22 protein-coding genes are annotated in these 26,419 nt (G+C 74.9%); 6 read left to right on the forward strand and 16 right to left on the reverse strand.

What is annotated here, in order from left to right:
* Positions 1–9: 9 nt before the first annotated feature.
* The 3 genes from ACGFIG_RS17675 to ACGFIG_RS17685 form a co-directional block, all read right to left on the reverse strand.
* Positions 10–411: a VOC family protein gene (locus ACGFIG_RS17675; RefSeq protein ID WP_393004058.1), complete on the reverse strand. Its 402-nt coding sequence runs from the start codon at positions 409–411 to the stop codon at positions 10–12.
* Positions 412–759: 348 nt separating this feature from the next.
* Entirely contained in the window at positions 760–1,929 is a 1,170-nt protein-coding gene (locus ACGFIG_RS17680; RefSeq protein WP_393004695.1) for a sensor histidine kinase, read from the reverse strand.
* A 74-nt stretch (positions 1,930–2,003) separates the two neighbouring features.
* Positions 2,004–2,672, reverse strand: a complete 669-nt coding sequence (locus ACGFIG_RS17685) for a response regulator transcription factor (protein WP_358084829.1) — start codon at positions 2,670–2,672, stop codon at positions 2,004–2,006.
* A gap of 149 nt (positions 2,673–2,821) precedes the next feature.
* Here ACGFIG_RS17685 and ACGFIG_RS17690 point away from each other — a divergent pair, with 149 nt between their 5' ends.
* Positions 2,822–4,117 carry a C39 family peptidase gene (locus ACGFIG_RS17690; RefSeq protein ID WP_393004060.1) on the forward strand — a complete coding sequence of 432 codons (1,296 nt, stop codon included), beginning with the start codon at positions 2,822–2,824 and terminating at the stop codon, positions 4,115–4,117.
* 70 nt (positions 4,118–4,187) lie between these two features.
* Here the strand turns inward: ACGFIG_RS17690 and ACGFIG_RS17695 are convergent, their stop codons facing one another.
* Together ACGFIG_RS17695 and ACGFIG_RS17700 are read right to left on the reverse strand one after the other, a co-directional pair.
* Entirely contained in the window at positions 4,188–5,480 is a 1,293-nt protein-coding gene (locus tag ACGFIG_RS17695; protein ID WP_393004062.1) for a PQQ-binding-like beta-propeller repeat protein, read from the reverse strand.
* Positions 5,477–6,775 (reverse strand): PQQ-binding-like beta-propeller repeat protein, encoded by a 1,299-nt coding sequence (locus tag ACGFIG_RS17700; protein WP_393004064.1) that lies wholly within the window; start codon positions 6,773–6,775, stop codon positions 5,477–5,479. Before ACGFIG_RS17700 ends, ACGFIG_RS17695 begins: the two co-directional genes overlap by 4 nt.
* Before the next feature lie 106 nt (positions 6,776–6,881).
* Here ACGFIG_RS17700 and ACGFIG_RS17705 point away from each other — a divergent pair, with 106 nt between their 5' ends.
* On the forward strand, positions 6,882–8,735 hold the full coding sequence (locus tag ACGFIG_RS17705) for a hypothetical protein (protein ID WP_393004066.1): 1,854 nt from the start codon (positions 6,882–6,884) through the stop codon (positions 8,733–8,735).
* 39 nt (positions 8,736–8,774) lie between these two features.
* Here the strand turns inward: ACGFIG_RS17705 and ACGFIG_RS17710 are convergent, their stop codons facing one another.
* A complete protein-coding gene (locus ACGFIG_RS17710) occupies positions 8,775–10,619 on the reverse strand; it encodes a hypothetical protein (protein ID WP_393004068.1) in 1,845 nt (614 codons plus the stop codon).
* Positions 10,619–12,490, reverse strand: a complete 1,872-nt coding sequence (locus ACGFIG_RS17715; protein WP_393004697.1) for a hypothetical protein — start codon at positions 12,488–12,490, stop codon at positions 10,619–10,621. Before ACGFIG_RS17715 ends, ACGFIG_RS17710 begins: the two co-directional genes overlap by 1 nt.
* Positions 12,491–12,830: 340 nt before the next feature.
* Between ACGFIG_RS17715 and ACGFIG_RS17720 the strand changes: the two genes are divergently transcribed.
* The gene (locus tag ACGFIG_RS17720; RefSeq protein WP_393004070.1) at positions 12,831–14,024 is read left to right on the forward strand and encodes a hypothetical protein; all 1,194 of its coding nucleotides are present in this window, start codon (positions 12,831–12,833) and stop codon (positions 14,022–14,024) included.
* Between the two features lie 69 nt (positions 14,025–14,093).
* Here the strand turns inward: ACGFIG_RS17720 and dxs are convergent, their stop codons facing one another.
* The 4 genes from dxs to ACGFIG_RS17740 all read right to left on the reverse strand — a co-directional run bounded on the left by dxs (position 14,094) and on the right by ACGFIG_RS17740 (position 20,685).
* Positions 14,094–16,043, reverse strand: a complete 1,950-nt coding sequence (dxs, locus tag ACGFIG_RS17725; RefSeq protein ID WP_393004072.1) for a 1-deoxy-D-xylulose-5-phosphate synthase — start codon at positions 16,041–16,043, stop codon at positions 14,094–14,096.
* Between the two features lie 137 nt (positions 16,044–16,180).
* Complete coding sequence (locus ACGFIG_RS17730) at positions 16,181–17,350, reverse strand: anhydro-N-acetylmuramic acid kinase (protein WP_393004074.1); 1,170 nt, start codon at positions 17,348–17,350, stop codon at positions 16,181–16,183.
* 9 nt (positions 17,351–17,359) lie between these two features.
* Positions 17,360–18,613, reverse strand: a complete 1,254-nt coding sequence (locus ACGFIG_RS17735; protein WP_393004076.1) for a class I SAM-dependent RNA methyltransferase — start codon at positions 18,611–18,613, stop codon at positions 17,360–17,362.
* On the reverse strand, positions 18,610–20,685 hold the full coding sequence (locus tag ACGFIG_RS17740; RefSeq protein ID WP_393004078.1) for an APC family permease: 2,076 nt from the start codon (positions 20,683–20,685) through the stop codon (positions 18,610–18,612). Before ACGFIG_RS17740 ends, ACGFIG_RS17735 begins: the two co-directional genes overlap by 4 nt.
* Before the next feature lie 162 nt (positions 20,686–20,847).
* On the opposite strand from ACGFIG_RS17740, the gene ACGFIG_RS17745 reads away from it, so the two are divergent.
* A complete protein-coding gene (locus ACGFIG_RS17745; RefSeq protein ID WP_393004080.1) occupies positions 20,848–21,513 on the forward strand; it encodes a potassium channel family protein in 666 nt (221 codons plus the stop codon).
* A 2-nt stretch (positions 21,514–21,515) separates the two neighbouring features.
* Positions 21,516–22,205, forward strand: a complete 690-nt coding sequence (locus ACGFIG_RS17750) for a potassium channel family protein (RefSeq protein WP_393004699.1) — start codon at positions 21,516–21,518, stop codon at positions 22,203–22,205.
* Between the two features lie 30 nt (positions 22,206–22,235).
* On the opposite strand, the gene ACGFIG_RS17755 is transcribed toward ACGFIG_RS17750, so the two are convergent.
* The 4 genes from ACGFIG_RS17755 to dut form a co-directional block, all read right to left on the reverse strand.
* The gene (locus ACGFIG_RS17755; protein ID WP_393004082.1) at positions 22,236–22,919 is read right to left on the reverse strand and encodes a DUF3159 domain-containing protein; all 684 of its coding nucleotides are present in this window, start codon (positions 22,917–22,919) and stop codon (positions 22,236–22,238) included.
* A gap of 31 nt (positions 22,920–22,950) precedes the next feature.
* Positions 22,951–23,328 (reverse strand): OB-fold nucleic acid binding domain-containing protein, encoded by a 378-nt coding sequence (locus ACGFIG_RS17760; RefSeq protein WP_393004084.1) that lies wholly within the window; start codon positions 23,326–23,328, stop codon positions 22,951–22,953.
* A gap of 126 nt (positions 23,329–23,454) precedes the next feature.
* The gene (locus ACGFIG_RS17765) at positions 23,455–24,111 is read right to left on the reverse strand and encodes a DUF3710 domain-containing protein (protein ID WP_393004086.1); all 657 of its coding nucleotides are present in this window, start codon (positions 24,109–24,111) and stop codon (positions 23,455–23,457) included.
* 25 nt (positions 24,112–24,136) lie between these two features.
* Complete coding sequence (dut, locus tag ACGFIG_RS17770) at positions 24,137–24,757, reverse strand: dUTP diphosphatase (protein WP_393004088.1); 621 nt, start codon at positions 24,755–24,757, stop codon at positions 24,137–24,139.
* 49 nt (positions 24,758–24,806) lie between these two features.
* On the opposite strand from dut, the gene ACGFIG_RS17775 reads away from it, so the two are divergent.
* Positions 24,807–25,307 (forward strand): DUF3093 domain-containing protein, encoded by a 501-nt coding sequence (locus ACGFIG_RS17775; RefSeq protein WP_393004701.1) that lies wholly within the window; start codon positions 24,807–24,809, stop codon positions 25,305–25,307.
* Positions 25,308–25,504: 197 nt separating this feature from the next.
* Here ACGFIG_RS17775 and ACGFIG_RS17780 read toward each other — a convergent pair whose 3' ends face one another.
* Positions 25,505–26,287, reverse strand: coding sequence for a hypothetical protein (locus tag ACGFIG_RS17780; RefSeq protein ID WP_393004703.1), 783 nt, complete (start codon positions 26,285–26,287; stop codon positions 25,505–25,507).
* Positions 26,288–26,419 lie beyond the last annotated feature (132 nt).

The raw sequence follows: 26,419 nt of genomic DNA on the forward strand, positions 1-26,419 counted from the left end.
CCTGCCGCGTCAGCTCCCGGCGTCAGCCGCCACGGCGGCGGCCCGCTCGGCCGCGCTGCGCAGCACGCAGAACTCGTTGCCCTCCGGGTCGGCCAGCACCACCCAGCCCGACCCGTCGGGGCGACGGCAGTCGGCGACCTGGGTGGCCCCGATGCCCAGCAGCCGGGCCACCTCCTCGTCCCGGGTCCGGTCGGCGGGCGCCAGGTCGAGGTGCAGACGGTTCTTCACCGCCTTGCCCTCCGGCACCGCCAGGAAGAGCACCTCCGGGCCGCCCGGGGGCAGCAGCATGGCCTCCGGATCGCCCGGGAAGTCGTCCGGCTGCCGGGGGCAGTCGAAGACCTGGGCCCAGAAGCCCGCCAAAGCGTACGTGTCGCGGCAGTCGATGCCGATGTTGTGGATGATCGCGCTCACTGCTGTTCCTCCCAGCTGGACGGCCTCGACGGCGCCGCCGCGTCACGCCGCGGGCGCAACTCGTGTCCCGTGGGGACGCCAGGGTCGGGGCAGTCGGAACTGACGTTGTGGATCCGTGGATGCACGGCTTCCTCCGTTACGGATGGAGGCGCCCCGTGTGCGTGATGGTCAGCCGGCGGTACGGGACGCGGAGATCATGACGGTGAACATCGACGCACCCCCCTCCGGTCCTCGAGCTGACGCCATGATCCTTCCATCAGACGTCGCCGAGCCGCAACCCCGCGGCCCGAGCCGCAACCCCACCGCCCTGAACCGCGACCGCCCTGAACCGCGACGCCGGGCTGGTCCTCACCGCCGGGCGGCTGGCTCCTCGGCGCCGATCGCCGGGGCGGCCTCCGCCGCCGGCAGGGTCACCGTGACCTCCAACCCGCCCCCCGGCTGGGCGATCACCTTCACGGTGCCGCCGTGCGCGTCGCAGACCGCCCGGACGATGGAGAGCCCGAGACCGGAGCCGCGGGCGCCGGTCCGCTCCCGACCGCCGCGCCGGAACGGCTCGAACAGGCCGGGCACGTCGGCCTGGTCCACCTCGAAACCGGTGTTGCCCACCACCAGCCACGACCGGCACCCGTCCGAGCCGGTACGCACCCAGACCCGGCCGTGCAGGTGGTTGTAGCGGATCGCGTTCTCGATCAGGTTGCCGGCCAGCCGGTCCAGCAGCCCCGGGTCGCCGACGACCGGCGCGGACTCCAGCGAGGTCTGCACCCGCAGCTTTATCCGTTCGACCTCCCGGCGTACGGCCGACAGGGCGTTGGCGGTGGCGGCGGCGAGGTCGCACTCGGTGCGGCGACCCAGCCGGCGGCCGGCCTGGGCCTCGCTGCGGGCCAGCACCAGCAGGGCGTCGACCAGGCTGTTCGCCCGCTCGGAGGCGTCGCGGACGACGGTGGCCATCCGGCGGTACTCGGCGGCGTCCGCCTCGTCGTCGCTGAGCGTCACGTCGATCTCGGTACGCATCACCGCGAGGGGGGTCCGCAACTCGTGCGAGGCGTTGGCCACGAAGCGCTTCTGCGCCTCGAAGGCGGCGGCTATGCGGTCCAGCATCTCGTCGAAGGTCTCCGCCAGCTCGGCCACCTCGTCGTCGGCGCCCGAGTAGCCGATCCGCTGGTCCAGCGTGGTCTCGCCGAGCCGGCGGGCGGTGGCGGTCACCTGGTGCAGCGGGCGCAACGCCCGACCGGCGACCGCGTACGCGCCGGCCACCCCGACGACGCTGATCGTCAGCAGCGCCACCAGGCCCTTGACCAGCAGCTCCCCGCTGGCGGCGTCGACGAGCTGACGCTGCCACTGCGCGGCGTCCAGCGACCGCCCGTCGGCCAGCACCACCATCGTGCCGGGGAGCAGTTCGTCGGTCGGGCGCAGCGCGTCGCGGACCAGCAGCCAGGCCAGCAGCATCAGGATCGCGCCCGCGCCGACCAGCAGCACGCCGTTGAGCAGGGTCAGCCGCAGCCGCAACGTGGGCCGCAGCTGGGCGCGCCGGGTCGCGGCGTCCGCCCTCGTCCGCCATCGCGCGGCCTGCGGGACCGACTCGTGTCTCGTGCTCATGCCGACGCCTCCGCCGTGCGGTAGCCCGCACCGACCACCGTCTCGATCAACGGCGGGTCGCCGAGCTTCTTGCGTAACGTCATCACCGTGACCCGGACGATGGTGGTGAACGGATCGGTGTTGGCGTCCCAGACCCGTTCCAGCAGTTCCTCGCTGGAGACCACCGCGCCGCGCGCCTTGAGCAGCTCGCAGAGCACGCCGAACTCCTTGTTGGTCAGGTCGACCGGCTGGCCGCCCCGGGTCGCCACCCGGCGGGCCGGGTCGAGGACCAGGTCGGCGAGTTCCAGCACCGGCGGCGCGGCCGGGGTGGCCCGCCGGCCGAGGGCCTGCACCCGGGCGACCAGCTCGTCGAAGGCGAACGGCTTCGGCAGGTAGTCGTCGGCCCCGAGCTGCAACCCCTCCACCCGGTCGGCGACGGTGCCGCTCGCCGTCAGCATCAGCACCCGGGTGAGGGTGCCGGAGGCGGCCAGCTCGGCGCAGATCTGGTCGCCGTGCACACCGGGCAGGTCCCGGTCCAGCACCACCACGTCGTACCGGGTGACGAACGCCATCTCGTGGCCGCTGTCGCCGTCGTAGGCGACGTCCACCGCCATCCCCCGCTTGCGCAGACCCCGCGCGATCGCGTCGGCGAGGTTGCGCTCGTCCTCGACCACCAGTACCCGCATCCCGGCCTCCTCGTGCCCCTGACCACCCACAACCTAGTGCCGGCCGCCAACCCGGCCCGCACCCGCCGTCTCCGGCCCACCCCGTTGCAGAAAACCTTCGTCGTACGCGATGCTTTCGGCATCAACCTTCGCAACGGACAGGGACACAGATGACCGACGCGGCGACGTTCACCGGGTGGGACGTCACCTACCGGGGCTTCCGCCTGCCCGACGACGCCGGGCTGGGCAGCCTGTCCGGGCTGCGCGCCGGCGGGCGGGGCCTCGAACTGGCCGACCCCGCCGAGTGGCTCGACCACCCCGACGCCGACGGCCGGCCCCGCCGGTACGCGGCCGGCACCTGGACGTCCCCGCCCGTGCCGGTCGGCTTCGCCGTGCGCGACGTGGTGCCCTCCTGGACCGGGGACACCCCCGGCGGCTGCTGGCTGCGGGTGGAGCTACGGGGCTGGCACGACGACGCCCCGGCCACCGGGTGGTACGTCCTCGCGAACTGGGCGGCCGACGACCACGCGATCCGCCGCGCCTCCGTGCCCGGGCAGCGCGACGCCCACGCGCAGGTGGACACGGACACCCTGGTGGTGACGGGTGCCACGGTCACCGGCTGGCAGGTCCGGGTGACCCTGCTCCGGCCGGCGGACGCCGACGAGACCCCGGTGCTGCGCTCGGTCGGGGCGGTCGCCGCCGGCCCCCGCCCGACGGCGTCGCCCGAGGCGCCGCAGGCAGGCCGGGCGGGCTCCGCGGCGATGCCGGGCGGCTCCGATCCGGTCACCGGGCCCACGCCCCGCGTCCCGCGCCCGCTGCCCGTCGAGCGGCCCGCCGGGCGGGTCCCGGCCGCTCGGGGCACCGTGCTGGACGTGCCGCGCTACTCGCAGCGGCTGCACGCCGGGGAGCACCCGCAGTGGGGCGGCGGCGGGGACTCCTGGTGCAGCCCCACCTGCACCTCGATGGTGCTGGCCTTCTTCGGCGCCGCCCCGGCGGCGACCCGGTACGCCTGGGTGACCCCGCCCGGTCCCCGCCCGGTGGTGGTGCACGCCGCCCGGCACTGCTACGACCACACGTACGCCGGGGCCGGCAACTGGTCGTTCAACACCGCGTACGCGGGCCTGCACGGCGTGGACGCCTTCGTCACCCGGCTGCGCTCGCTGGCCGAGGCGGAGGCGTTCGTGGCCGCCGGCATCCCGCTGATCGTCTCGGCCGCGTTCCGGTCCGGCGACGTGCCCGGGCTGGACTACGACACCAAGGGTCACCTGATGGTGCTGGTCGGCTTCACCGAGGCCGGCGCGCCGGTGCTCAACGACCCGTACGCCCCGGACGACGACGCGGTGCGCCGGACCGTCGACCGGGACCGCTTCGAGGCCGCCTGGCAGGGCGGCAGCGGCGGGGTGGCGTACGTGCTCCGGCCGCCGGGCGTGCCACTGCCCCCGGCGCCGGAGCAGCCCAACTGGTGACCCCGGCGGCGGTCGCGAGGACCCGACGCCGGCGTCCCGGACGCGCCTGCCCCGCCCCCGCCAGGGCGGCTCAGCGGGGGTAGCGCCAGACGCCGAACCCGCCGGTAAGCAGCCGGCACGCCACCGCGTTCCCGTGGCTGCGGCAGTCCCCGGAGGCACCGCGGAGCACGTCCAGCACCCGGGCCCGTCCCGCGGCGACGTCCAGCTCGCCCACCACCAGCCCGCCACCGGCGACGGCCGGCCGCACGGCGAGCAGCCGCTCGTCGACGTAGAAGGGCATCAACTGCCAGATGCCGAGGTCGGCCACCTCCCGGCCGGTCGCCGCGTCGAGCACGCCCCACCGGTCACCGACGCCCCCGGACGACAGCGCCAGGAGCCGTCCGCCCCGCGCCAGGAACACCCCCACCCACCGCTCCCCGCTCCACCGCAGCGCCCCGGTGGCCGGGTCAAGGGCACTGAACGTGTTCCCTCGGGGCGCACACAACAGTTCGCCGCACGGGTTGACGTACTCCACCTGCGGCAGGCGGGTCTCCCAGCGCCGCCGCAGCCCGTCCAACCCGTAGGCGGTCACCAGGCCCGTGGGCGGCCGGACGACCAGCAGCAGGTCGTGCGCCACCATCGTGTGCACGAGCCCGGGCACGTCGCCCGAGGGCAGGTCCACCGCGTGCACGATGACGCCGGTGCGGGGGTCGCGCAGCTCGACCCGCCCCTCGGCGGGGAACAGCACGATCCGGTCCACCCGCCCGTCGCGGAGGGCGTACGTCGCGGCCCGGCCCGGCGTCGGCACCGACCAGAGCGCCCGGCCGGAGGCCGGATCCACCGACCGTACGACGCCGCCCTCCTCCCCGCCGGTCTGCAACAGCAGGATCCCCGTCGGGTCGAACCAGGGGTGGCCGGGCTGCCGCCAGCGTTCGCGGCCCGTCCCGGCGTCGAGGGCGACCGTCTGCACGCCGTCCTGGTTCCCGATGATCGAGAACAGGACCACCCCCGGCCCGGTCTGGACCTGCATGAACCGGTTCGCCGTCACGACCCGGGAGCGCCAGGCCGGAACGGGCGGGGCGTCGTCGGCCGGCGCCCGCTCGGGCAGCGCGTACGCGCGCACCTCGACGGTGCCGTCGGACGCCCCCTCGGCCGGCTCGACGACGTAGAGCCGGTCACCGTGCAGGAACGCCTCCGCCCCGAGGCGGGCCGGCACGACGAACGCGACCCGGGCCGGCACCGGCGCGCTCGCCGCCACGGTGGCCACGAGGAACGCGAGCGCCAGTACGACTCGCAGCGGCCTGCCGACGGCGCGGGGCGGGCGGGCCGGGGACGCCTCCCGGCCCGGCTCGTCGCGTATCTCGCCGAGGTCGATCAGCGTCACGCCCGCCCCTTCCGGTCGCGGTCGCCGGGCAGCACCCACACGCCGAGCCCGCCGTCCTCGTGCCGGCAGACGACCGACGACCCGAACGTGCCGCACGCCCCCACCACGCCCCGCAGCACCGCCAGCACCCGGACGCCCTCCCCGCGCTCGTCGATCCGGCCGACCAGGTACCGTCCGTCGCGCTGCCTGCGGTGCACGGTGATCCGGGGGTCCTCCAGCAGCCCCCCGGCGAACGGCTGCCAGCGCCCCAGTTGCCGTACCGACCGCCCGGTCGCCGCGTCGAGCAGCACGTGGTCCGCGGCACCGCCCCCCGAGCGCCGGACGGCCAGCAGCCTGCCCTCGACGGGGACCGGCCACAGCGCCGCCATCCCGGTCTGCCACCGCACGGTGCCGGTGGCGGGATCGAGCAGTCGGACGGTGGGCGAGCCGTCGTCGACACAGATCAGGACGCCGCAGTCGTAGATGTCGGGCTGGTCGGCCGGGCCACGGGGCACGCTCCACCGCCGGCGCAGGGCGGCGATCTCGTAGCCGCTGAGGGTGCCGCTCGCGTCGGTGAGCAGCACCAGCTCCCGTGTGACCGTCAGCACCCGGGACCGGCCGGACACGGTCGCCGCGACGCGCACCGCGCCCGTGTCGGGGTCGCGCACCTCCAGTCGCCCGCCATCGAGCACCGCCAGCAGGCGCACCCGCTGGTCGCGCCGGTACAGGTGCGTGTCCTCGAAGGCCAGCGGCTGCGACCACCGGACGGCGCCGCCCGCCGGGTCCACCGAACGCAGCACGGACGCGCCCGAGGTGTCGAAGGCCGACAGCAGCAGGTGCCCGGCCCCGGTGGCGCCGCGCAACTGTCCCTCGGCCCGCCAGCGCACCCCGCCGTCGCCGACGGCGAGCCCGATCGCCGTCGGCGGCACCGTCCGGTCCCCGGTCGAGCTGACCACCAGCAGGTCACCGACCCGAACGGCCTGGAACACCCGCCCCGGCGCGGGCATCGTCACCCGCCACATCGGACGGCCGGAGGGCAGCCGGTACGCGACCAGGCGCCGCACCGCCTCGTCGGGCACCGCGTCGGGGTCCGAGGCGGTCACCAGGAGCGCCTCGTCGGCGAACAGGACGTTCGCGTCCGATTCGACCGGGATCGCGGCGCCCGGCGGCTGCGCGGGCCAGGGCGCGGCGGCGGCCGGCGCCACCAGGCAGAGCAGGGCGACCAGGGCCGGTGCCCAGCGGCGCAGGAGCCGGCCCGGACCGGGCTCGGCGGGGCCTGCGACGTCCCGCCGTTCGCCGAGGTCGATGACCGTCACGTGCCGTCCTCCCCGTCACACCGTGGCCTCCGGCGCACCGGCAAATCGGCCGCGGGGGCACCGGCTGGGCAAAAGCGACGTTGGCGCGCCTGTACGATGGCGCGTCGTGGCTGTGCCGGTGGTAGACCCCTCGCTGAACTCCGTCTCCGAGCCCGTCGCGGCCGAGCCGACGCGCCGGGCCCGGCGCAGGCCGTCCCGCGCCGACGTACTGGCCATCGGAGCCTATGTCCTGCTCGGCGTTTTCGTGTGCCTGAACTACTGGGTGGACGTGCAGAACCGGGTGTCGTCGCACCTGCCCACCGACCACAGTTGGTTCGAGTGGCTCTTCTCGCACGGCGCGTACTCGGTGCGGCACCTGGAGAACCCGCTGTTCACCGAGCGGCAGAACGCCCCCGACGGGGTGAACATGATGGCGAACACCTCGCTGCTCGGGGTGACGCTGCCGCTGGCTCCGCTGACCATGCTGCTCGGCCCGCAGGTCATGTACGCGCTCTACCTGGGCGGGGCGCTCGCCGCGACCGCCGGCACGTCGTACTGGATGCTGTCGCGGCACCTGGTGCGCTCCCGCGCGGCGGCCTTCGTCGGCGGCGCGTTCCTCGGTTTCGCGCCGGGCATCGTGCACCACGCCAACGGCCAGCCCAACTTCGTGTCGAACTTCCTGCTGCCCCTGATCGTGGTGCGGGTGTTGCGGCTCGGCGAGCCCGGCCGCTGGCGGCGCAACGGCATCGTGCTGGGCCTGCTGGTGGCGTACCAGATCTTCATCAACGAGGAGATGCTGCTGCTCACCGCGCTGGCCTGCCTGGTCGTCGTGGTCGCGTACGCGATCATGCGGCCGGCGCGGACGCGGGCGGTGGCCGGCAGCTTCGCCGCCGCGCTCGGCGTGGGCGGCGGGTTGGCGCTGCTGCTGACCGCCTACCCGATCTGGTTCCAGTTCAACGGCCCGCAGTCCTACCGGGGCTTGCAGGGCGGGGTGTTCCACAGTTGGGGCGAGGACCTGGCCGCCTTCGTCACCTTCGCCCGGGACACCGTGGCCGGCGACGAGGCGGTGGAGAAGACCATCGGGCTGACCGAGCAGAACACCTGGTTCGGCTGGCCGCTGGTGCTGCTGTCGGTGGTAGCGCTGGTGCTGCTGGTCCGCCGCTCGCTCACCGCCCGGATCCTCGCGGTGCTGGTGGTGGTCTTCACGGTGGCCTCGATCGGCCCGAAGGTGCGGCTCAACGGGGTGGAGACGGAGACGGACGGCCCGTGGGCCTACATCTCCGACGACCTGCCGCTGGTCGAGATGATGATGCCGACCCGGCTGGCCCTGGTGGTGGCGGCGGCGCTCGGCGTGCTGCTCGCCCTGGCCTGGGACGCGGTCGCCGGCAACGGTCGTCCGCCGGTGCCGGCCCCCCGCGCCGGCGACGGCACCAGCACCGCCGCCGGGCCGCGTCGCCGCTGGCTGCGGCCCGTCGGGTACGCGGCCGTCGCGCTCGCCGTGCTGCCGCTGTTCCCGCGCCCGCTGCCGGCGCAGCCCGTCGACCCGCCGCCGCACTTCATCACCGCGGGCGGCTGGCGCCCGTACGTGCCGGACGGCCGGACCCTGGTGCCGGTGCCGATCCCGAGCAACGTGCACGGCCTGCCCACGCTGCGCTGGAGCGCGTTGACGCAGCACGAGTTCCCGATCCCCGGTGGCTACTTCATCGGGCCGAACGAGCGGGGCGAGGGCGTCTTCGGCGCACCGAACCGGCCGACCAGCACCCTCATCTACTCCACGATGGACAAGGAGGCGGTCCCCGCGCTCACCGAGGAGAACCGCCGCCAGGCGGTCGAGGACCTGCGCTTCTGGCGGGCGTCGGTGGTCGTCCTCGGCGCGCATCCGCGCGAGGCGGTCCTGCGCGAGCTGATGACCGCGCTGATCGGCCCGCCCCAGCGCGTCGACGACGTGTGGCTCTGGGACGTCCGGCCGCTCGTCGGCTGAGCCGTCACCCGTCGAGCGGTCGCGCTGGTAGGTCGGGCGTCAGCCCACCAGGGGCCGGACGTCCCAGACGTGGGCGCCGGCCACCTCGCGGCCGGGGCCGAGCAGCGCGTCGACCGTACGGCGCACCGGGTCGCCGTGGTGCAGGCCGCCCTGCACCACCAGGGCGGCACGCCAGTGGCGCAGGTCCTCGACCGCCTGCCGGCGGTGCTCGTCGGTGACCACCGGCACCTCGCCCGTCTGCGCCACCCGGCGCAGCAGCTCGGCGGTGGGGCGGTCCGGGGCTCCCCACCGGGCGGCCGGATCGTCGGCGGCCCGGGGGCCGATGAAGTAGCCGCCCGGCGTCGGGAAGGCCAGCCCGGTGCGGGCCGACCAGAGCATCGCCGGGCTGACCCCCGCGCCGGTCACCGGCGGCACCGGCACCAGGGTCCGGCCCGGCGGGACGTGGGCCCGCCAGCCGCCCTCGGCCACGAACGCCGGCACGGGCCAGGCCGGCACGGTCCGGATCGGGGTGGGGATCAGCGGCAGCAGCGCGGCGGCCACCGCCCCGCCCCAGAGCAGCCGGACCGGCACGGCACCCACCCGGGCCTCGGTCCCGACCCCGGGGTGCAGCCGAACGGCCCCCATCTCGGGGCGCAGCCGATCGGCCCCGACCTCGGGGCGCAGCCGGTCCAGGGAGAGGGCGAGCAGGATGCCCAGCACCGGGACGCAGACCAGCGGGAAGCGCGCCGGCACCGCGTGGTCGAGCAGCGGCAGCTCGGCGATCAGCCGGTACGGCCCGGGGATGCCCGTGGGTGTGCCGTCCAGACGGACCTGCCCGCCCAGCGAGAGCAGCGCGAAGAACAGCCCGCAGGCGGCCAGCGCGCGCACCAGCGGCCGACGCCACAGCCAGATCACGATCACCACGGCGAGCACCAGCAGCCCGGGGCCGAAGAAGGAGTTCTCCTCGGTGGGGTTCGGGGCGAGCAGGCCGGGCAGGTGGTCGTCGCCGAGCACCGTCTGCCGCGCCGAGGCGGTGAACGACGCGGCGTCGAGCTGGTAGCCGTACGCGTGGAAGGGCATACCCCGGTAGTGGCCCGGGCCTAAGAACTGGAACCACAGCGGGTACGCCAGCAGCGGCAACGAGACCGCCACGCCGACGGCCAGCCGGCCCAGCAGCGCGGGTGCCCGCCGACGCGCGGTCGCCCGGTCGGCCGCCGCGTACGCCAGCGCGAACTTCCCGGCGGCGAGCACCAGGAAGACCAGCACCTCCTCGCCGAGGAAGACCTGGTACGCCACCAGCAGCCCGAGCAGCGTCCCGTGCCGCCACACCCGGCGCGGGTCGGGGTGGAACACCAGCGCCAGGATCACCGGCACCAGGAACTGCGCCGCCATGTGCAGGTGTGCCCCGGCCTGCGCGACCATGCCGGGGGCGAAGCCGCAGAACAGCCCGCCGACGGCCGCCGCCGCGCGGGAGTCGACGAGTCGGCGGCGCAGCAGCGCGTACCAGGCGGTCGCGGTGCCGGCGAGGCAGCAGACGACGGCCACCAGGAAGGCGACCTGCGAGCCGAACAGCAGGGTGACCGGCGTCAGCGGCACGCCCAGGCCCAGCACCGAGGTGTTGGCCATCAGGTTCACCCCGTCGGGGACGTTCAGCTCCCCGCTGTACAGCGGGTTCTCCAGGCCCGTCACGGCCCGGGCCGCGCGGGCCAGCATCCACTCGAAGAGGATCTGGTCCCCGGCCTGGTGGAACAGCCGCCCCGGACGGCCCCACTGGCCGAGGGTCAGCAGCACCGCCAGGGCGAGGTAGCCGGCGACGACCAGCGCGTCCGGGGCGCGGGACGGCAGCCGGCGGGGCCGCCGCGCGGGTGCCGTGTCGACGGTGCCGGCCGCCGCCGGGGCGGCCATCAGGCCGGCTGGTCCGTGAGCGTCCGGACGTCCCACACCCAGACGTCCAGCTCCCGGCGGCCGGGGCCGACCAGCTGCTCGACGGTGCGCCGCAACTGCTCGGAGTGGTGCTGGGTGACCGGCAGCACCAGGATGGCCGCCCGCCAGTGCCGCAGCTCGTCCATGCAGCGGCGGCGCTGCCGGTCGTCCAGCTTCGGAATGCGGCCGGTCGAGGCGACCTCCTCCAGCAGCTTCCCGATGCCGCTGGGCCGGCCACCGAAGCGGCCGGGGTCGCCGGTGTTGCCGTTGCGCGGCGCCAGGAAGTAGCCGCCGGGGATCTTGAAGTCGAGGTTGGTGGAGGCGGCCCAGCGCATCCCGTGGGTGTGCCCCATGGCGGGCACCGGGATCGGCACCAGGGTCTGGTCCGGCCCGACGTAGCCACGCCACCGGTCGGCCGTGATGAAGTCCGGCACCGGGGGACGCGAGGTCATCTGCAACGGCATCGGCGCGATCGGCAGCAGCGCGAGGACGAGCCCGGCCAGGGTGAGCGTACGCAGCGTCCGCCGCTCCAGCGGCAGCGCCCGGGACCGCTCGACGGCGAAGGCCAGCAGGATGCCCACCACCACACTGGTGATCAGGCCGAACCGGGTGGGCACCACCGCGTCGAGCAGCGGCAACCGGACCAGCCACTCCCAGGGGCCGGTGATCAGCTCACGGTCCCACCAGGACACCCGCTCGCCGAGGGAGAGCACGGCGAAGAACGCCCCGGTCACGGCGAGCGCCCGGACGATCAGCTCCCGCCGCAGCCACACCGCGATGCCGACGGCGATGAGGGCGAGGCTCCAGCCGAAGAAGGCGTTCTCCTCGGAGTAGTTCGGGGCGAGGTTGACGTTGGCGCGCTGGTCGCCGCCGATCGTCGGCGAGCCGGGCGCGAAGAAGGCCGCGATGTCGTTGCCGTAGTCGCGGACCGCGTCGCTCAGACCGTGGTACGCCATGGGCCCGGCGAACTGGATGTAGAGCGGGTACGCGAGCAGCGCCCCGGCGAGCACGGTGCAGATCGCGAGGGCCTTGGCCAACGGCCGCCAGGCCGTTGCCCAGAGCGCCGGCCGCTGGGCGAGCACGGCGAGCAGGAACACGCCGCAGGCGAGCGCCGTGAAGAGCAGGATCTCCTCGTTGATGAACGCCTGGGCGGTGACCATCAGGGCGAGCAGAGCGCCGTCGCGCCACGGCCGGCGGGAGCGGGTGATGACCAGCACCCGCCAGACGATGAACGGCAGCAGGAACTGGGAGATGATGTTGGGGTGCCAGCTGGCGTGCGAGAGCATCGCCGGCGAGAACCCGCAGAACCAGCCGCCGACGGCGGCCGCCAACGGGCTGCGCACGACATGCCGGGAGAGCACGAAGTACCAGGCGGAGGCGGTGCCGGCGAGCGCGAGCGTGACCAGCAACACGAAGGTCACGGCCGGCCCGAAGAGCAGCGTCACCGGCACCATCGGGATGCCCAGCGCGAGGATGGCCGTGTTGGCCATCAGGTTGACCCCGTCGGGGTAGTTGAACTGCTCGGTGAAGAACGGGAACTCGCCGTGCAGCACCACGCGTACCGAGTGGGCGAGGAAGAACTGCACCTGGGCCGGGTCGCTGCTGTAGAGCGACGCCACCCGGCCGGCCGGGTCCACCCAGATCTGGCTGGTCACCCACACCGCGGCCAGCAGGAACAGGCCGAAGACCGTGAGGTCCTGCCGCCGCCGGGCCCACCGCCGCGGCCGGGCGCGCTCCGCCCCTCCCTCAGCCCCGCCGTCCGCTCCGGAGGAGGTCGCGGCGTCGGTCGCTCCGGTGTCGACGGCCACGCCGGGCGAGGAGTCGGCGTCGGTCGCTCCGGTGTCCACAGCCACGCCGGGAGCGCCGGCCTCGTCGGCGGGGGCGGCCCCGTCCGGCGTACGGTCGCCGGCGCCGCCCACGGACGGTGCCACGGGTTCGGACGCGGGGGCCGCGGCGGCGTCGGATTCCGACCTGGATTCGGCGCGGGTCTCGGCAGGCGTCACAGTCGGCGGAGTCTACCCGAGCGGGACATTCACCCTGAAACCACGGCAGTGTCCTGTGTGGCCGGTGTCGGCCGGGGCCCGCGACCTGCGCACGGACGGTGGGCGAGGTGGCGCGTCCCGGTGATCCGACATCTCGTACTATGGCGCTTTCCGTTTGAACGACGGCTGAGGCGATCGAGGGGGCGTACAGGTGGCTCCAGTCCGCTGGCGCGGCATCACGGCCACCGCACTGCTGAGTCTGCTACTCACCGTGACCGCCTGCGGTCCGGTGGCGCAGCGGCAGCCGACCGACCTACGGGTCGGCTACGACAGCCTGGACGGCGACCTCACGGTCTGGCCGCCACGGGGCACGCTCGCGGGCGACGCCGCCGTCCGGTCGGCCGTGACCGGGGCGGTACGCGACTGGCGGTCGCCGGCCGACGACCGGGTGCACCTGCCCACCTCCGGGATCCTCTGGTCCGGCGAGGTCGGCGGCGCGCCCCTGGCGCTGGTCGCGGCCGACGTGCCCGGCCAGAGCGCGTCCTGGCTGCTCCAGGTCACCGCCGAGGGCGGCCGGTACGCCGTCACCCGCGCCGTCGAGTACACCGACCCCGGCTACCTCGTCTACTCCGACGTGCTCCCCGTGCACACCGCCGACGGACGGCGCTACCTCACCTCCGACCGGGTGCAGCGGCTGCTCGGGCCGGACGGTCGCGCGCTGCGGCACACCGAGGGCCTCACCGAGCCGGTGAACGTGCCAGCCTGCCGGGCGGTGCCGGTGACCGCCACGCTCAAGGCCACCCGGGCACTGCCCCGGGGCCGGGCCGCCGACCGGCTGCTGGATCTCGGCACCGGCACCGCCGACCCCCGCTACCCCCTCGTACGCGACGAGAGCGGCTCCGGCAAGCGGGCCCTCACGGGCCTGGACACCTGCGTGCTCGCCGGGGAGGAGGGTCCCTTCGGCAGCATCCCCCGGCGCATCGGCGACCGGGAGGCGCCGCGCTCGGTGCCGGCGTCCTGGCCGATGACCAAGCTGACCGTACGCACCCTCGGCGAGGTCGCCCTGGGCGGTGGCGAGCCGGCGGAACTGGAACAGCTGACCTGGGAGACGGCCGACGGCATGATGTCCGCCGTGGTCTACCGCCCCGCCGACGGGGGCCCGCCGGTGCTCTCCCCCGCCGACCGGTCCGACCCGTTGCAGACGTACAGGCTGCCGGTGCCGGGGCAGCCGCTGGCCGTGCTGAGCTGGCGGCCGACCGCCGACAGTTCGCTGTCGACGCCGCCGGACACGCTCCGGCTGGTGGACCGGCCGGGGCTGGTCGTGGTGCCGATGCCGACCCGCTCGGCGACGTTCAGCCTCGCCGAGGCGGAGAAGACGCACTACCGCTCCGTCGGCGACCGCTGATCCGGGGGGCCGGACGCCGACGGCGGGTGTCCCGGTCTCCCGGGGCACCCGCCGTCGGCGGTCAGGGGCTCAGTTCTGCGCGGTCGCGTCGTCGGCGGTGACGACCGGCTCGACCGGCTCGACGTCGAGCCGGGAGATCCAGCCGGTGACGTCGCGGGCCACGTCCTGCGCGGTCAGGCCCAGGTCGGCGAGGATCTGCGCGCGGGTGCCGTGCGGGTGCCAGTCGGCCGGCACGCCCAGGTCCTTCAGCGGCACCCGGACGTCGGCGTCCCGCATCGCCTGGGCGAGGGCGTCACCGACGCCACCGACCCGGACCCCGTCCTCGACGGTGACCACGAGCCGGTGGCCGGCGGCCAACTCGACCAGCTCGGCCGGGACCGGGCGGACCCAGCGCGGGTCGACCACGGTGACCCCGTAGCCCTGCCCGGCGACCCGGGTCGCCACCTCCATGCCGAGGTGGCCGAAGGAGCCGACCGCGACCAGCAGCACGTCCTTGCGCGCCGACTCGGCCAGCACGTCGACGGTGCCGACCCGGCGCACGGCCGGCAGGTCGGCGGCGACGGTGCCGGTCGGGAAGCGGACGATGGTGGGGCCGTCGTCGACGGCCACCGCCTCGCGCAGTTCCTCGCGCAGGGTGGCGGCGTCGCGGGGCGCGGCGATCCGCAGGCCCGGCACGACCCCGAAGACCGACATGTCCCACATGCCGTAGTGGCTGGGCCCGTCGGGGCCGGTGATCCCGGCCCGGTCCAGCACGAAGGTCACCGGCAGCTTGTGCATCGCCACGTCCAGCAGGACCTGGTCGAAGGCGCGGTTGAGGAAGGTCGCGTAGACCGCCACCACGGGGTGCAGCCCGCCGAGGGCGAGGCCGGCGGCCGAGGTGGCCGCGTGCTGCTCGGCGATGCCCACGTCGTAGACCCGCTTCGGGTGCTTGCGGGCCAGCTTGGCGATGCCGGTGGGCTCGGCCATCGCGGCGGTGATGCCCACCACGTCGGGCCGCTCGTCGGCGATGGCGACCAGTTCGTCGGCGAAGACACCGGTCCACTTCACCGACGGGGCGGCGACCAGCTTGCCGGTCTCGACGTCGAAGGCGCCGGGACCGTGGAAGCAGTCGGCCTCGTCCTCCTCGGCCGGGCGGTAGCCGTAGCCCTTGCGGGTGACGGCGTGCACGATCACCGGGCCGCCGAAGTTCTTCGCCGCCCGCAGCGCCGACTCGACCGCCGTCACGTCGTGCCCGTCGACCGGGCCGACGTACTTGATGCCGAGGTCCTCGAACATCGCCTGCGGGGCGACCGCGTCCTTGATGCCCCGCTTGACCGCGTGCAGCACCTCGTACATCGGCTTGCCGACCAGCGGCGTCGAGCCGAGCGCCTCCTTGACGGTGTCGAGCACCTTCTCGTAGCCGGGGTTGAGCCGCAGCGTGGAGAGGTGGTCGGCGAGGCCGCCGATGGTCGGCGCGTAGGAGCGGCCGTTGTCGTTGACCACGATCACCAACGGGTTGCGGGCGGCGGCGATGTTGTTCAGCGCCTCCCAGCACATCCCGCCGGTGAGCGCGCCGTCACCCACCACGGCGACCACGCTGCGCTGCTCGCCCCGCAGCGCGTATGCCTTGGCCAGGCCGTCGGCGTAGGACAGGGCGGTGGAGGCGTGCGAGTTCTCGATGAGGTCGTGCTCGCTCTCGGCCTGGCTCGGGTAGCCGGAGATGCCGCCGCGCTGACGCAGCTTGTCGAAGCCGGTCTGCCGGCCGGTGAGGATCTTGTGCACGTACGCCTGGTGGCCGGTGTCGAACAGGAGCCGGTCGCGCGGGGAGTCGAAGACCCGGTGCATGGCCAGGGTCAGCTCGACCACGCCCAGGTTGGGGCCGACGTGCCCGCCGGTACGCGAGACCTTGGCGATCAGGAAGTCACGGATCTCCGCGGCGAGGACGTCCAGCTCCTCGGCGGACATCCGCTTGACGTCCTGCGGACCCCGTACGGTGGCCAGCAGCCCGGTGTGGTGGACCGTGTCCTCTTCAACGCTCATGACGCAAGAGTCTATCGGCCGTCCGGTACTCCGCAGCCTGGCCCGGATGCCCGCCGGCCGGCCCGGGGCCCTGATCGCCTGGTCAGTCCCCGGATCCGCGGCCGGCCCGGTCGCCGGCGAACCGGCCCCCTGGGAGATCAGGCCGCGATCCGCAGCCGCCGGGGCGCCGCGACGGTCGGGGCACCCCGGTGCGCCGGCCCGGACGGGGTCCAGGAGCCCAGCACGGCGGCCCGGGTGGCGCCCGTCACCGAGGGCAGCGCGCCCGGCAGCCCGTGCCAGGAGAGCCAGCCCAGCAGCGCGAACGCGTACGCCTCCTTGGCCTGCGCGGGCACCCCCAGCTCGTCGGTGGTGCGCAGCCGCCAGCGCCCCGCGCCGAGGGCGGCCAGCCGGTCCGTCAGCGTCCGGTTGCGCACCCCGCCGCCGGCCGCGACCACCTCGGTCACGCCGTGCCGGTCGCACTCGCCGGCCACCACCCGGGCGGTCAGCTCGGTCAGGGTGGCGAGCACGTCGTCGGCCGGCACCGCCTCGCCGAGCGCGGCCAGCCGGTCGTCCAGGTAGCCGGCGTGGAACAGCTCCTTGCCGGTCGACTTGGGTGGCGGGGCCGCGTAGTACGGCTCGGCGAGCAGCGCGGCGAGCAGGCCGGGGTGCACCCGACCGGCCGCCGCGCGGGCGCCGTCGAGGTCGCAGGGCCGGCCCAGGAGGCGACGGGCCGCCGCGTCGAGCAGCGCGTTGGCGGGACCCACGTCGTACCCGAGCACCGGCGCCCCGGGCGCGACGACCGTGAGGTTGGCGATGCCGCCCAGGTTGAGCGCGGCGCGCGGGGCCGCGCCGTCGGCCGGGTCGAGCAGCAGCGCGTCGAACGCCGGGACCAGGGGCGCGCCCTGCCCGCCGGCCGCGACGTCCGCCGAGCGCAGGTCGCTCAGCACGGGTACGCCCACCCGCGCCGCCACCCGGGCCACCGCGCCCAGTTGCAGGGTGCCCCGGGCGCGCCCGCCGTCCACCCAGTGGAAGACCGTCTGCCCGGGCGAGACCACCGCGTCGGCCGCGCCGCCGGCCAGCTCGACGCCGAGGGCCGCCGCCTCGGCGAAGACCTCCCCGAGGCGGTTGTCCAGGCGGCAGACCGCCTCGACGGTGGTGCTCGCGGGCGGCAGCAGCGCGCCGATCTCGGCGCGCAGCTCGTCGTCGTAGTCGACGCCCCGGTGCCCCAGCGGTCGTAGCCGCAACGTGTCCCCGTCGAGGGTGAACTCGGCGGCGGCCACGTCCACCCCGTCGTACGAGGTTCCCGACATCAACCCGACGATCTTCATCGCGTCAGGCTAGCGGTGGGCTCGCCCCGGCGGCAGGAGCAGGCCGACCAGCTCGACGTGCTGGGTCATCGGGAACAGGTCGAAGCCGCGCAGCTCGGCCAGCCGCCAGCCCAGCCCGGCGAAGGTGTGCACATCGCGGGCGAAGGCAGCCGGGTCGCAGGCCACGTACGCCACCGCGCGGGGACCGGCGGCCACGATGTCGCGCACCACCCGGGCGCCCGCGCCGGAGCGCGGCGGGTCGAGCACCACCACGTCGACCGGCCCGGTGATCCGGCGGCGGGCCAACGCGGTCTCCACCCGGGCCGGCACGACCTCCACCCGGGGCAGGTCACGCAGGTTCTCCCGGGCGGCGGCGACGCCCTGCGCCGCCGACTCGACCAGGGTGACGCGGCCCGCCTCGCCGACCCGGCCGGCCAGCGCGGCGGCGAACAGCCCCGCCCCGCCGTAGAGGTCCCAGGCCCGCTCGCCCGGGCGCGGGTCGGTCAGCCCCAGCACGGCCTCGACCAGGGTGTCGGCGGCGGCCGGGTGGACCTGCCAGAACGACGACGCCGGCAGCGTCCACTCCCGGCCGGCGGCCACCTCACGGACCCGCTCAGGGCCGCTGAGGGTGCGGGACACCCCGTCGGCGACGGCGGTGGCGGTCACGTCCCCGCCGGTGGAGGCGACCGTCTCGACCGCGTCCGCGTCCGGCCAGCGCGCCCCGGTCGGGGCCAGCACGGGCAGCTCCCGGATCGCCGGGTGGGCGATCAGGCAGCGGTCGATCGGCACCACCTCGTGCGAGCGGTGCTTGAGCAGCCCGGCCCGGCCCGCCCCGTCGACGGCGTAGCGGACGCGGGAGCGCCAGCCGAGCGGGCCGCCGGGCAACGGCTCGACCCGGACGCCGAGGGCGTCCAACTCGGCGTCGGTGAGCCCGCCGAGGCGGGTGAGCTGCTCGCGTACGACCGCCGCCTTCCAGTCGAGCTGGGCTGCCGGGGCGACGTGTTGCAGGTCGCACCCGCCGCAGCGGCCCGGCTTCGCGTACGGGCAGGGCTGCTCGACCCGGTCCGGGGAGGCCTCGATCACGGTCACCGCGTCGGCCCGGACGAAGCCCCTGTGCACCTCGGTCACCTCGGCGACCACCCGCTCCCCGGGCAGCGCGTGCCGGACGAAGACCACCTGCCCGTCCACCCGGGCGACGCAGTGCCCGCCCGGCGCGACCGCCCCGACGGTCAGCTCGACGCGTTCGGCCTCCTCCAGCCCCCGTGCGTACTCCTGCGGGTTCACCGCTCACCCCCACCACTCGGGCCGCTCTCTCCGGGCGGCGCGGACACGACGGGCGGCACGCTCGGCGGCAGGGTGCCGCGCGGCGCCACCCGGGGCCCGCGCGCCGGGCCCCGACTGAGGGTGGCGTCCAGCCGGTCCAGGTCCTTGCCCGCCGTCGAGGCGAGCTGCCACGGCACGCTGGTCACCATCACCCCCGGTTCGAAGAGCAGCCGCCCCTTCAGGCGCAGCGCGCTCTGGTTGTGCAGCAGGTGCTCCCACCAGCGCCCCACCACGTACTCCGGGATGAAGACCGTGACCACGTCGCGCGGCGACTCCCGGCGGACGCCGGCCACGAAGTCGAGGATGGGCCGGGTGATCTCCCGGTACGGCGAGTCGACCACGGTCAGCGGGACGGGCAGGTCCCGCCGCTCCCACTCCGTCTGCAACTCCCGGGTGTCCTTCTCGTCGACGTTCACGGTCACCGCGGTCAGCGTGTCCGGCCGGGTCGCCCGGGCGTACGCGATCGCCCGCAGCGTCGGCTTGTGCACCTTGCTGACCAGCACGACGGCGTGGTTGCGGGCGGGCAGCACGGCCCGGCCCTCGTCCGGCGGGGTCAGCTCCGCGGCGACCCGGTCGTAGTGCCGGCGGATGCCCAGCATGAGCATGTAGATCATCGCCATCGCGGCGATGGCGATCCACGCCCCGAGCAGGAACTTGGTGACGAGCACGATGACCAGCACCGCGCCGGTCATCGCCATGCCGAAGGCGTTGATCGCCCGGGAGCGCAGCATCTGCCGGCGCGCCTGCGGGTCCCGCGTCGTCCTCAGGTGCCGGTTCCAGTGCCGGATCATGCCGGCCTGGGAGAGCGTGAACGAGACGAACACGCCGACGATGTAGAGCTGGATGAGCCGGGTCACCTCGGCCTGGAAGCCGACGATCAGCACGATCGCGGCGACGGCCAGGAAGACGATGCCGTTGGAGAAGGCCAGCCGGTCACCGCGGGTGTGCAGCTGCCGGGGCAGGTAGCGGTCCTGGGCGAGGATCGAGCCGAGCACCGGGAAGCCGTTGAACGCCGTGTTCGCGGCCAGGAAGAGGATCAGCGCGGTGACCCCGGCGACCACGAAGAGCAGCACCGAGCCGGAGCCGAAGACCGTCTCCCCGAGCTGGGTGGTGACGGTCTTCTGCACGTACCCCTCGGGGCCGGAGATGATCTGGAGCCTCGGGTCCTCGACGAACTGCAGGCCGGTGAGCCGGGACAGCCAGATGATGCCGACGAGCATGGCCACCGAGATGGTGCCGAGCAGCAGCAGCGTGGTGGCCGCGTTGCGGCTCTTCGGCGCCTTGAACGCCGGCACCCCGTTGGAGATCGCCTCCACGCCGGTCAGCGCCGCGCAGCCCGAGGAGAACGTGCGCAGCAGCAGGAAGACCAGGGCGAAGCCGGTGACGCTGTGCTCGGCCTGGATCTCCAGGCCGGCGCTGGGCGCCCGCAGGTCGTGGCCGAGCACGAAGACCCGTACGAGGCCGGTCAGCAGCATCCCGACCATCACGATGATGAAGCCGTAGGTGGGGATCGCGAACGCGGTGCCGGACTCGCGCAGCCCTCGCAGGTTCACCGCCGTGAGCAGCACCACCGCGGTGACGGCGATCAGCACCTTGTGGGTGGCCACGAACGGCACCACCGAGCCCAGGTTGGCCACCCCCGAGGAGACCGAGACCGCGACCGTGAGCACGTAGTCGACCAGCAGCGCGCTGGCCACCGCGACGCCCGCCCGGGGGCCGAGGTTGACCGTGGCCACCTCGTAGTCGCCGCCGCCCGAGGGGTAGGCGTGCACGTTCTGCCGGTAGCTGGCGACGACGGTGAGCATCACCACCACGACGGCCAGGGCGATCCACGGCGAGAAGAGGTACGCCGAGGCGCCGGCGATGGAGAGGGTCAGCAGGATCTCGTCGGGCGCGTACGCGACGCTGGAGAGGGCGTCGGACGCGAAGACGGGCAGCGCGATGCGCTTGGGCAGAAGCGTGTGCTTGAGCCGGTCGGACCGGAACGGTCGACCGAGGAGCAGCCGCTTCAGCAGCGAGGTGGGTCTGGCCACAACCGCCAAGCGTACGACCACCCGGTTGCGCCCCGTGGGGTGGCCGATCGCGCGGCGGCGGAGCGGCGGAGTACCGTCGGTCCGCGCCCACGCCCGCGACGTGGCAGGCTCGCAGACGGCAGGCCCACCGGCCGGGCGTTGCGCACCTTGAGGAGGGACGCGGTGCATGTCGTGATCATGGGTTGCGGCCGGGTCGGCTCGACCCTCGCCCACAGCCTGGAGTCCCGGGGGCACTCGGTCGCCGTCATCGACCACGACGCCGACGCCTTCCGCCGGCTCGGCCCCGACTTCGCCGGGATCACCGTCACCGGCGCCGGCTTCGACGGGGAGGTCCTCCGGCAGGCCGGCATCGAGCGGGCGGACGCCTTCGCGGCCGTCTCCAGCGGCGACAACTCCAACATCATCTCGGCCCGGCTCGCCCGGGAGACGTTCGGCGTGTCCCGGGTCGCGGCGCGCATCTACGACCAGCGCCGCGCCCAGGTCTACGAGCGGCTCGGCATCCCCACGGTGGCCACCGTCCGGTGGACCGCCGAGCGGATGCTGCGGCACCTGGTGCCGGAGGGGAACGTGGAGATCTTCCGGGACGCGACGAGCACCGTGTCGATCATCGAGGTGCCGGTGCACAAGGACTGGGTCGGCCGGCCGGTACGCGCCCTGGAGGAGGCGACCGGGGCCCGGGTGGCGTACCTGATCCGCTTCGGCATCGGCACGCTGCCGACCCGCTCCAGCGTCGTCCAGGAGGGCGACCAGGTCTTCATGCTGGTCACCGACGACATCGCGGCGACGGTCACGTCGGTGGCGGCGACGCCGCCCGAAGGAGGGCTGTGAGCATGCGCATCGCCATCGCCGGCGCGGGCAACGTGGGCCGCTCGATCGCGCAGGAGCTGATCGACAACGGCCACCAGGTGATGCTCATCGAGCGCCAGCCCCGGATGCTGCGGCCCGACCGGGTGCCGGCCGCCGACTGGGTACTGGCCGACGCCTGCGAGCTGACCAGCCTGGAGGAGGCCGACATCGCCGGCTGCGACGTGGTGGTCGCCGCCACCGGGGACGACAAGGTCAACCTGGTGGTCTCGCTGCTGGCCAAGACCGAGTTCGCGGTGCCCCGGGTGGTGGCCCGGGTCAACCGGGCCGAGAACGAGTGGCTCTTCACCGAGCAGTGGGGCGTCGACGTCGCGGTCAGCAAGCCGCGGGTGATGGCCGCCCTGGTCGAGGAGGCGGTCACCGTCGGCGACCTGGTGCGGCTGATGACCTTCCGGCAGGGCGAGGCGAACCTCGTGGAGATCACCCTGCCGCCGACCGCCCCGTACGTCGGGGAGCCGTTGCGCGCCGTCCCGCTGCCCCGCGACTCGGCGCTGGTGGCGATCCTGCGCGGCAAGCGCGTGCTGGTGCCCACGCCCGACGACCCGCTCGAGGCCGGCGACGAGTTGATCTTCGTGTGCACGGCGGAGGTCGAGGACGCCGTACGCGCGGTGGTGCTCGGACCGGACAGCGTCGAGCGCACCCGCGGGCAGCGCTGAGGCGCGGCGCCCGGTGGGCGAACGGCCGGCTCAGCCGCCGGGCAGCGCCTCGGGCTCCGCTTCCCGGGTCACCCGCCGGACCGTCCAGACGGTGATCAGCAGCAGCAGCACGTACGGCGGGTAGCCCAGCACCAGCCGCGCCACGCCGAGCGCCGTGTCCTGGTGGGCGAGGTAGAGCCCGGCCTGCACGCCCACCTTCGCCAGCCACACCACGCCCCAGAGCACGGTGAGCCCGGTGAAGGTACGCACCAGTCGCGGGTCGTCGCGCCACTCCGAGCGGCCCTTGGCCACCAGCACCGACCAGATCCACCCCACCAGGGGCTGCCGGACCGCCGCCGAGACGAGCAGGGCCAGCCCGTAGCCGATGCCGTAGAGGATGCCGGGGAGGTAGAAGTCCCGTTCGTCGCCGGTGCGCCAGGCGATCGCGGCGCCGACGGCGATGCCGAAGAGCCCGTTGACCGCGTGCCGGACCGGTCGGCGCTGCGCCAGCCGGAGGCCGGCGATCAGGAGCGCCACCGCCACCGAGGCGATCACGGCGGGTCGCAGCTCGCCGATGATGTTGGCCAGCACGAAGACGACCACCGGGATGCTGGACTCGACCAGTCCCCGCCAGCCGCCGAGCTGGTCGGCCATCTGCTCGGCGAGGGTGGGCAGCTGCTCCTCGTCCTGCGGGTCACTCGCCGGCTGTGCCGCCCGGTGCTGTCCCGTCGTCATCGCACGCCTTCCGTCCGCCGCGGCCACCGGGTCACTTCGGCGGTTCCAGCTCGTAGTACGGGTTGTAGATCACCTTGCGGTCGTCGCGCACGGCCACCCGCCCGCGCGCGGTCAGGTGCCGACCGGGCTCGATGCCGGTGATGTGCCGCCGGCCCAACCAGACCAGGGTGACCACGTCGCTGCCGTCGTAGAGATCCGCTTCCAGGGTGGGCAGGTTGGTTCGGGGGGTGTAGACCACCGTACGCAGCCGGCCGGCCACGGAGACCACCTGCCCCCGCGTGCACTGCCCGGCCGGGACACCGCCGTGCTCGGCGCTCTCCCGGCGCAGCTCCTGCGCCTCGATCTCCGCCTCGCTCGCGGTGAGCCGGCGCAGCATGCGGCGCAGACCCCGGCCCTCGTCGGTCGACATGACCTCCGTGTCACCCTCTCCACGCTGGCCGACGCCACGCCGGCACCCGGGCAGGCCCCGGCGGCGCCGGAACCGTCCCGCCAGCGTACGCCGAAGGGGCCGGTCCCGGCGCGTCGTGCCGGACGGTCAGGCCTCGCGGGGCGCGGGAGCGGGGTTGGCCTCGGTCGCCGCCTGGTCGGCCACGTCCCGGGGCAGCCGCAGCGGCAGCGGCTCACGCACCGGCTTGGCCTCCTGGCCCCGGTCGACCACCAGGCCGTCGAGGCACTCGGCGAGCGGGCCGGCGGCGGCCGGGTCGCTGGCCGCGTCGCCCTGGTAGACGCCGCGGACCATCCAGCGTGGCCCGTCGATGCCGACGAATCGCAGGGCGGTCAGGCCGTCCGGCGTACGCACCCGGGCGTGCAGCTCGGTGCCGTACTCGCCCTGGACCTCCTGGGCCGCCGCGCCGTCGTTGAACAGCGACTTGCGGATCTCCTCGCGCACCTCGTCCCAGATGCCCTCGGAGCGCGGCGCGGCGAAGACGCCGAGCTGGAGCGCGTTCGCCCCGTGCACGAGCACGACCTGCTGGATCACGCCCTCGGGGTCGGCCTGCACCCGCACCTCGACGTCGCGCACCGCCGGGATGTGCAGGCTGCCCAGGTCGAGCCGCTGCACGCCCTCGGGCGCCTCGGAGATGTCGTACGGCCCACGGGCCGGGCCCGACTCCTCCTGGGAGTCGAGAACCTCGGTCGTCTGCTCGTCACGGGCGTGCCGTCCGGCACTGTCCCGCTTCCGGGAGAAGATCACTGCGCCAACCTTCCGCTGTTCGTTCTCACCCTGCCACCTCTTCCGTCCGGCCGCCTGCCCGGTCGCGCTCTTCCCGTCGTGCGTCGGGCACGTCCGGCGCCCACCGTGCCTCCGGGGCCCCGCCCTGCCCGTCGCCCGCCGCCGGCGGCGCCAGGCCGGCGTGGCCGCCGGTGGAGCCGTGCCCGCCGCTCCCGCGCCGGGACGCGGGCAGCTCGGCCGTCGGAAGGAACTCCGCCCGCGCCACCCGCTGCACGACGAGCTGTGCGATCCGGTCACCGCGGGAGATCTTCGCCGGTGTCTCCCGATCATGATTGATCAGGTTGACGAGGATCTCACCCCGGTAGCCGGCGTCGACCGTACCGGGCGCGTTGAGCACCGTCACGCCGAGTCTGGCCGCCAGCCCCGAACGGGGGTGGACCAGGCCCACGTACCCCTCGGGCAACGCGATCGCCACGCCGGTCGGGACCAGGGCGCGACCGCCCGGTGGCAGCTCGACGTCCGCCGCCGCCACCAGGTCTGCCCCGGCGTCGCCGGGATGGGCGTACGCCGGCAGCGGCAACTCGGGGTCGAGCTGCCGTACGGGCACGGGTACGACTTCCGTCACGGTTCCCCTCTTCCGTCCGTCTTGCTGGGGTGACCCTGCCATCCTGCCGGTTCCGCCGGCCGTCGTGCGCCGTACCCTGGCAGGAGTGAGCCTGTCAGCATCCTCGTCGTCTCCGGTGTCGACCGCCGCGACGCCCCCGCAGCACACCGAGCGGCTCGGTCTGCCCTGGTGGTTGTGGCTGGGTGGCCTGGCCACGGCCCTGCTGCTGGCCGTGGAGGTCTGGATGGGCGCGCCCGGCGTCCGCGCCTGGCTGCCGTTCGCCGTGCTGCTCCCGGCGACCGTCGCCGGCCTGGCCTGGCTGGGCCGGATCAGGATCTCCGTACGCGACGACGAACTGCGGGTGGACGACGCCCGGCTGCCGGTCCGCTTCGTCGCCGACGTCGTCCCGCTGGACGCCGCCGGCCGGCGTGAGGTGCTCGGGGTCGGCGCCGATCCGCTGGCGTTCGTGGTGCAGCGGCCCTGGATCCCCGGCGCCGTACAGGTGCTCCTCGACGACCCGGCCGACCCCACCCCGTTCTGGGTGGTCAGCACCCGCCGCCCGGTCGAGCTGGCCGAGGCGGTCCTCGCCGCCCGCGACGCCGCCCGCCCCTGAGACAGCCGCGCCGCCGCGCGTCCGGAGTCTTCCCGGCGCCGCCCGCGCCCTGAGCCCGTCCCACCGCCGCCCGCGCCCTGATCTTCCCGGCACCACCCGCGCTGAGCCCCTCCTGGCGCCACCCGCGCCCTGAGTCCGTCCCGGCGTCGCCCCGCGCCTGAGCCCGTCCCGACGCTGTCGGCTCCGCTCGCGGCGGTTCAGCGGGCGCCCGGGAGGGCCGGCGGGGTGCCGGGCAGTGCCTTGGACTGGCGGCGCAGGTCGCTGCGGAGCTGGTCGGCCATCATCCGGGTGGCGCGGCGGTTGAGGTAGCTGGCCACCGCCGCCCCGGTCAGGAACGGGCCGAGGGTGGTCAGGTTGCGGCCGAAGCGCTTGAGCAGCGTGTCCCGCAGCTCCTTGCGCGCGGCGGTGCCCAGCACCGCGCCGACCCCGACACCGGGCATCATCGGGTTGATCCCCCGCTGCCCGGCCCAGGACTGCATCAGCGCCACCGCCCGCTGGGTGCCGCCGGTCGGCGTCGGCATCCCGTAGACCTCGTGCAGCTCGCCGATCAGCTTGAGTTCGACGGCCACCACGGCGACCGTCTCGGCGGCGAGCAGCACCGGCGCGGAGAGCAGCGCCGGGGCGACCGTCCACTCGACCGCCGCCACTCCCCCGCCGGCGGCGCCGATCCCGGCCGTCGTCCGGGCGGCGTTGCGGACCAGCCGCTCGGCCAGCGCCTCGCCGTCCAGGCCGTCGAAGTGCCGGCGCAGGGTGGCCAGGTCGCGTACGGGCACGTGCGGGGCGATCTCGGCGACCGTGTCGACCATCCAGCGCACCGCGCTCTTCGGCTTGAACAGGTCCGTCAGCCCGCGCGCCCGCGCCTGCCCGACGAGCCGACCGAGCAACTGGCGCCGGCGGGCCGGCTCCACGTCGTCGGCGGTCAGCGCCGCGACCGTGGCGCCCAGTTCGTCCGCGCCGCGGTCGGCACCGGGCGGGGCCACGACGGCGGCGTGATCGCCGCGCGTGACCACAGGATCGTCGTCACGGTCGCGGGAAGCCGTGGAGTCGCCGTCCTGGTCGTGTGGGGCCCTGCGGTCACCGTCGCGCCCGCGCGGGGCCGTGGCGTCACGGTC

Origin of the sequence: Micromonospora sp. NPDC049048 (assembly GCF_043197615.1) — a bacterium.
Classification (GTDB): domain Bacteria; phylum Actinomycetota; class Actinomycetes; order Mycobacteriales; family Micromonosporaceae; genus Micromonospora.

What these genes read in the sequence shown, in the direction of transcription:
- ACGFIG_RS17685 (WP_358084829.1), bottom strand. Translation starts at nt 2,672, where the DNA reads ATGCGGGTACTGGTGGTCGAGGACGAGCGCAACCTCGCCGACGCGATC.
- ACGFIG_RS17690 (WP_393004060.1), top strand. Translation starts at nt 2,822, where the DNA reads ATGACCGACGCGGCGACGTTCACCGGGTGGGACGTCACCTACCGGGGC.
- ACGFIG_RS17710 (WP_393004068.1), bottom strand. Translation starts at nt 10,619, where the DNA reads ATGGCCGCCCCGGCGGCGGCCGGCACCGTCGACACGGCACCCGCGCGG.
- dxs (WP_393004072.1), bottom strand. Translation starts at nt 16,043, where the DNA reads ATGAGCGTTGAAGAGGACACGGTCCACCACACCGGGCTGCTGGCCACC.
- ACGFIG_RS17730 (WP_393004074.1), bottom strand. Translation starts at nt 17,350, where the DNA reads ATGAAGATCGTCGGGTTGATGTCGGGAACCTCGTACGACGGGGTGGAC.
- ACGFIG_RS17750 (WP_393004699.1), top strand. Translation starts at nt 21,516, where the DNA reads ATGCGCATCGCCATCGCCGGCGCGGGCAACGTGGGCCGCTCGATCGCG.
- ACGFIG_RS17755 (WP_393004082.1), bottom strand. Translation starts at nt 22,919, where the DNA reads ATGACGACGGGACAGCACCGGGCGGCACAGCCGGCGAGTGACCCGCAG.
- ACGFIG_RS17760 (WP_393004084.1), bottom strand. Translation starts at nt 23,328, where the DNA reads ATGTCGACCGACGAGGGCCGGGGTCTGCGCCGCATGCTGCGCCGGCTC.
- dut (WP_393004088.1), bottom strand. Translation starts at nt 24,757, where the DNA reads ATGGCAGGGTCACCCCAGCAAGACGGACGGAAGAGGGGAACCGTGACG.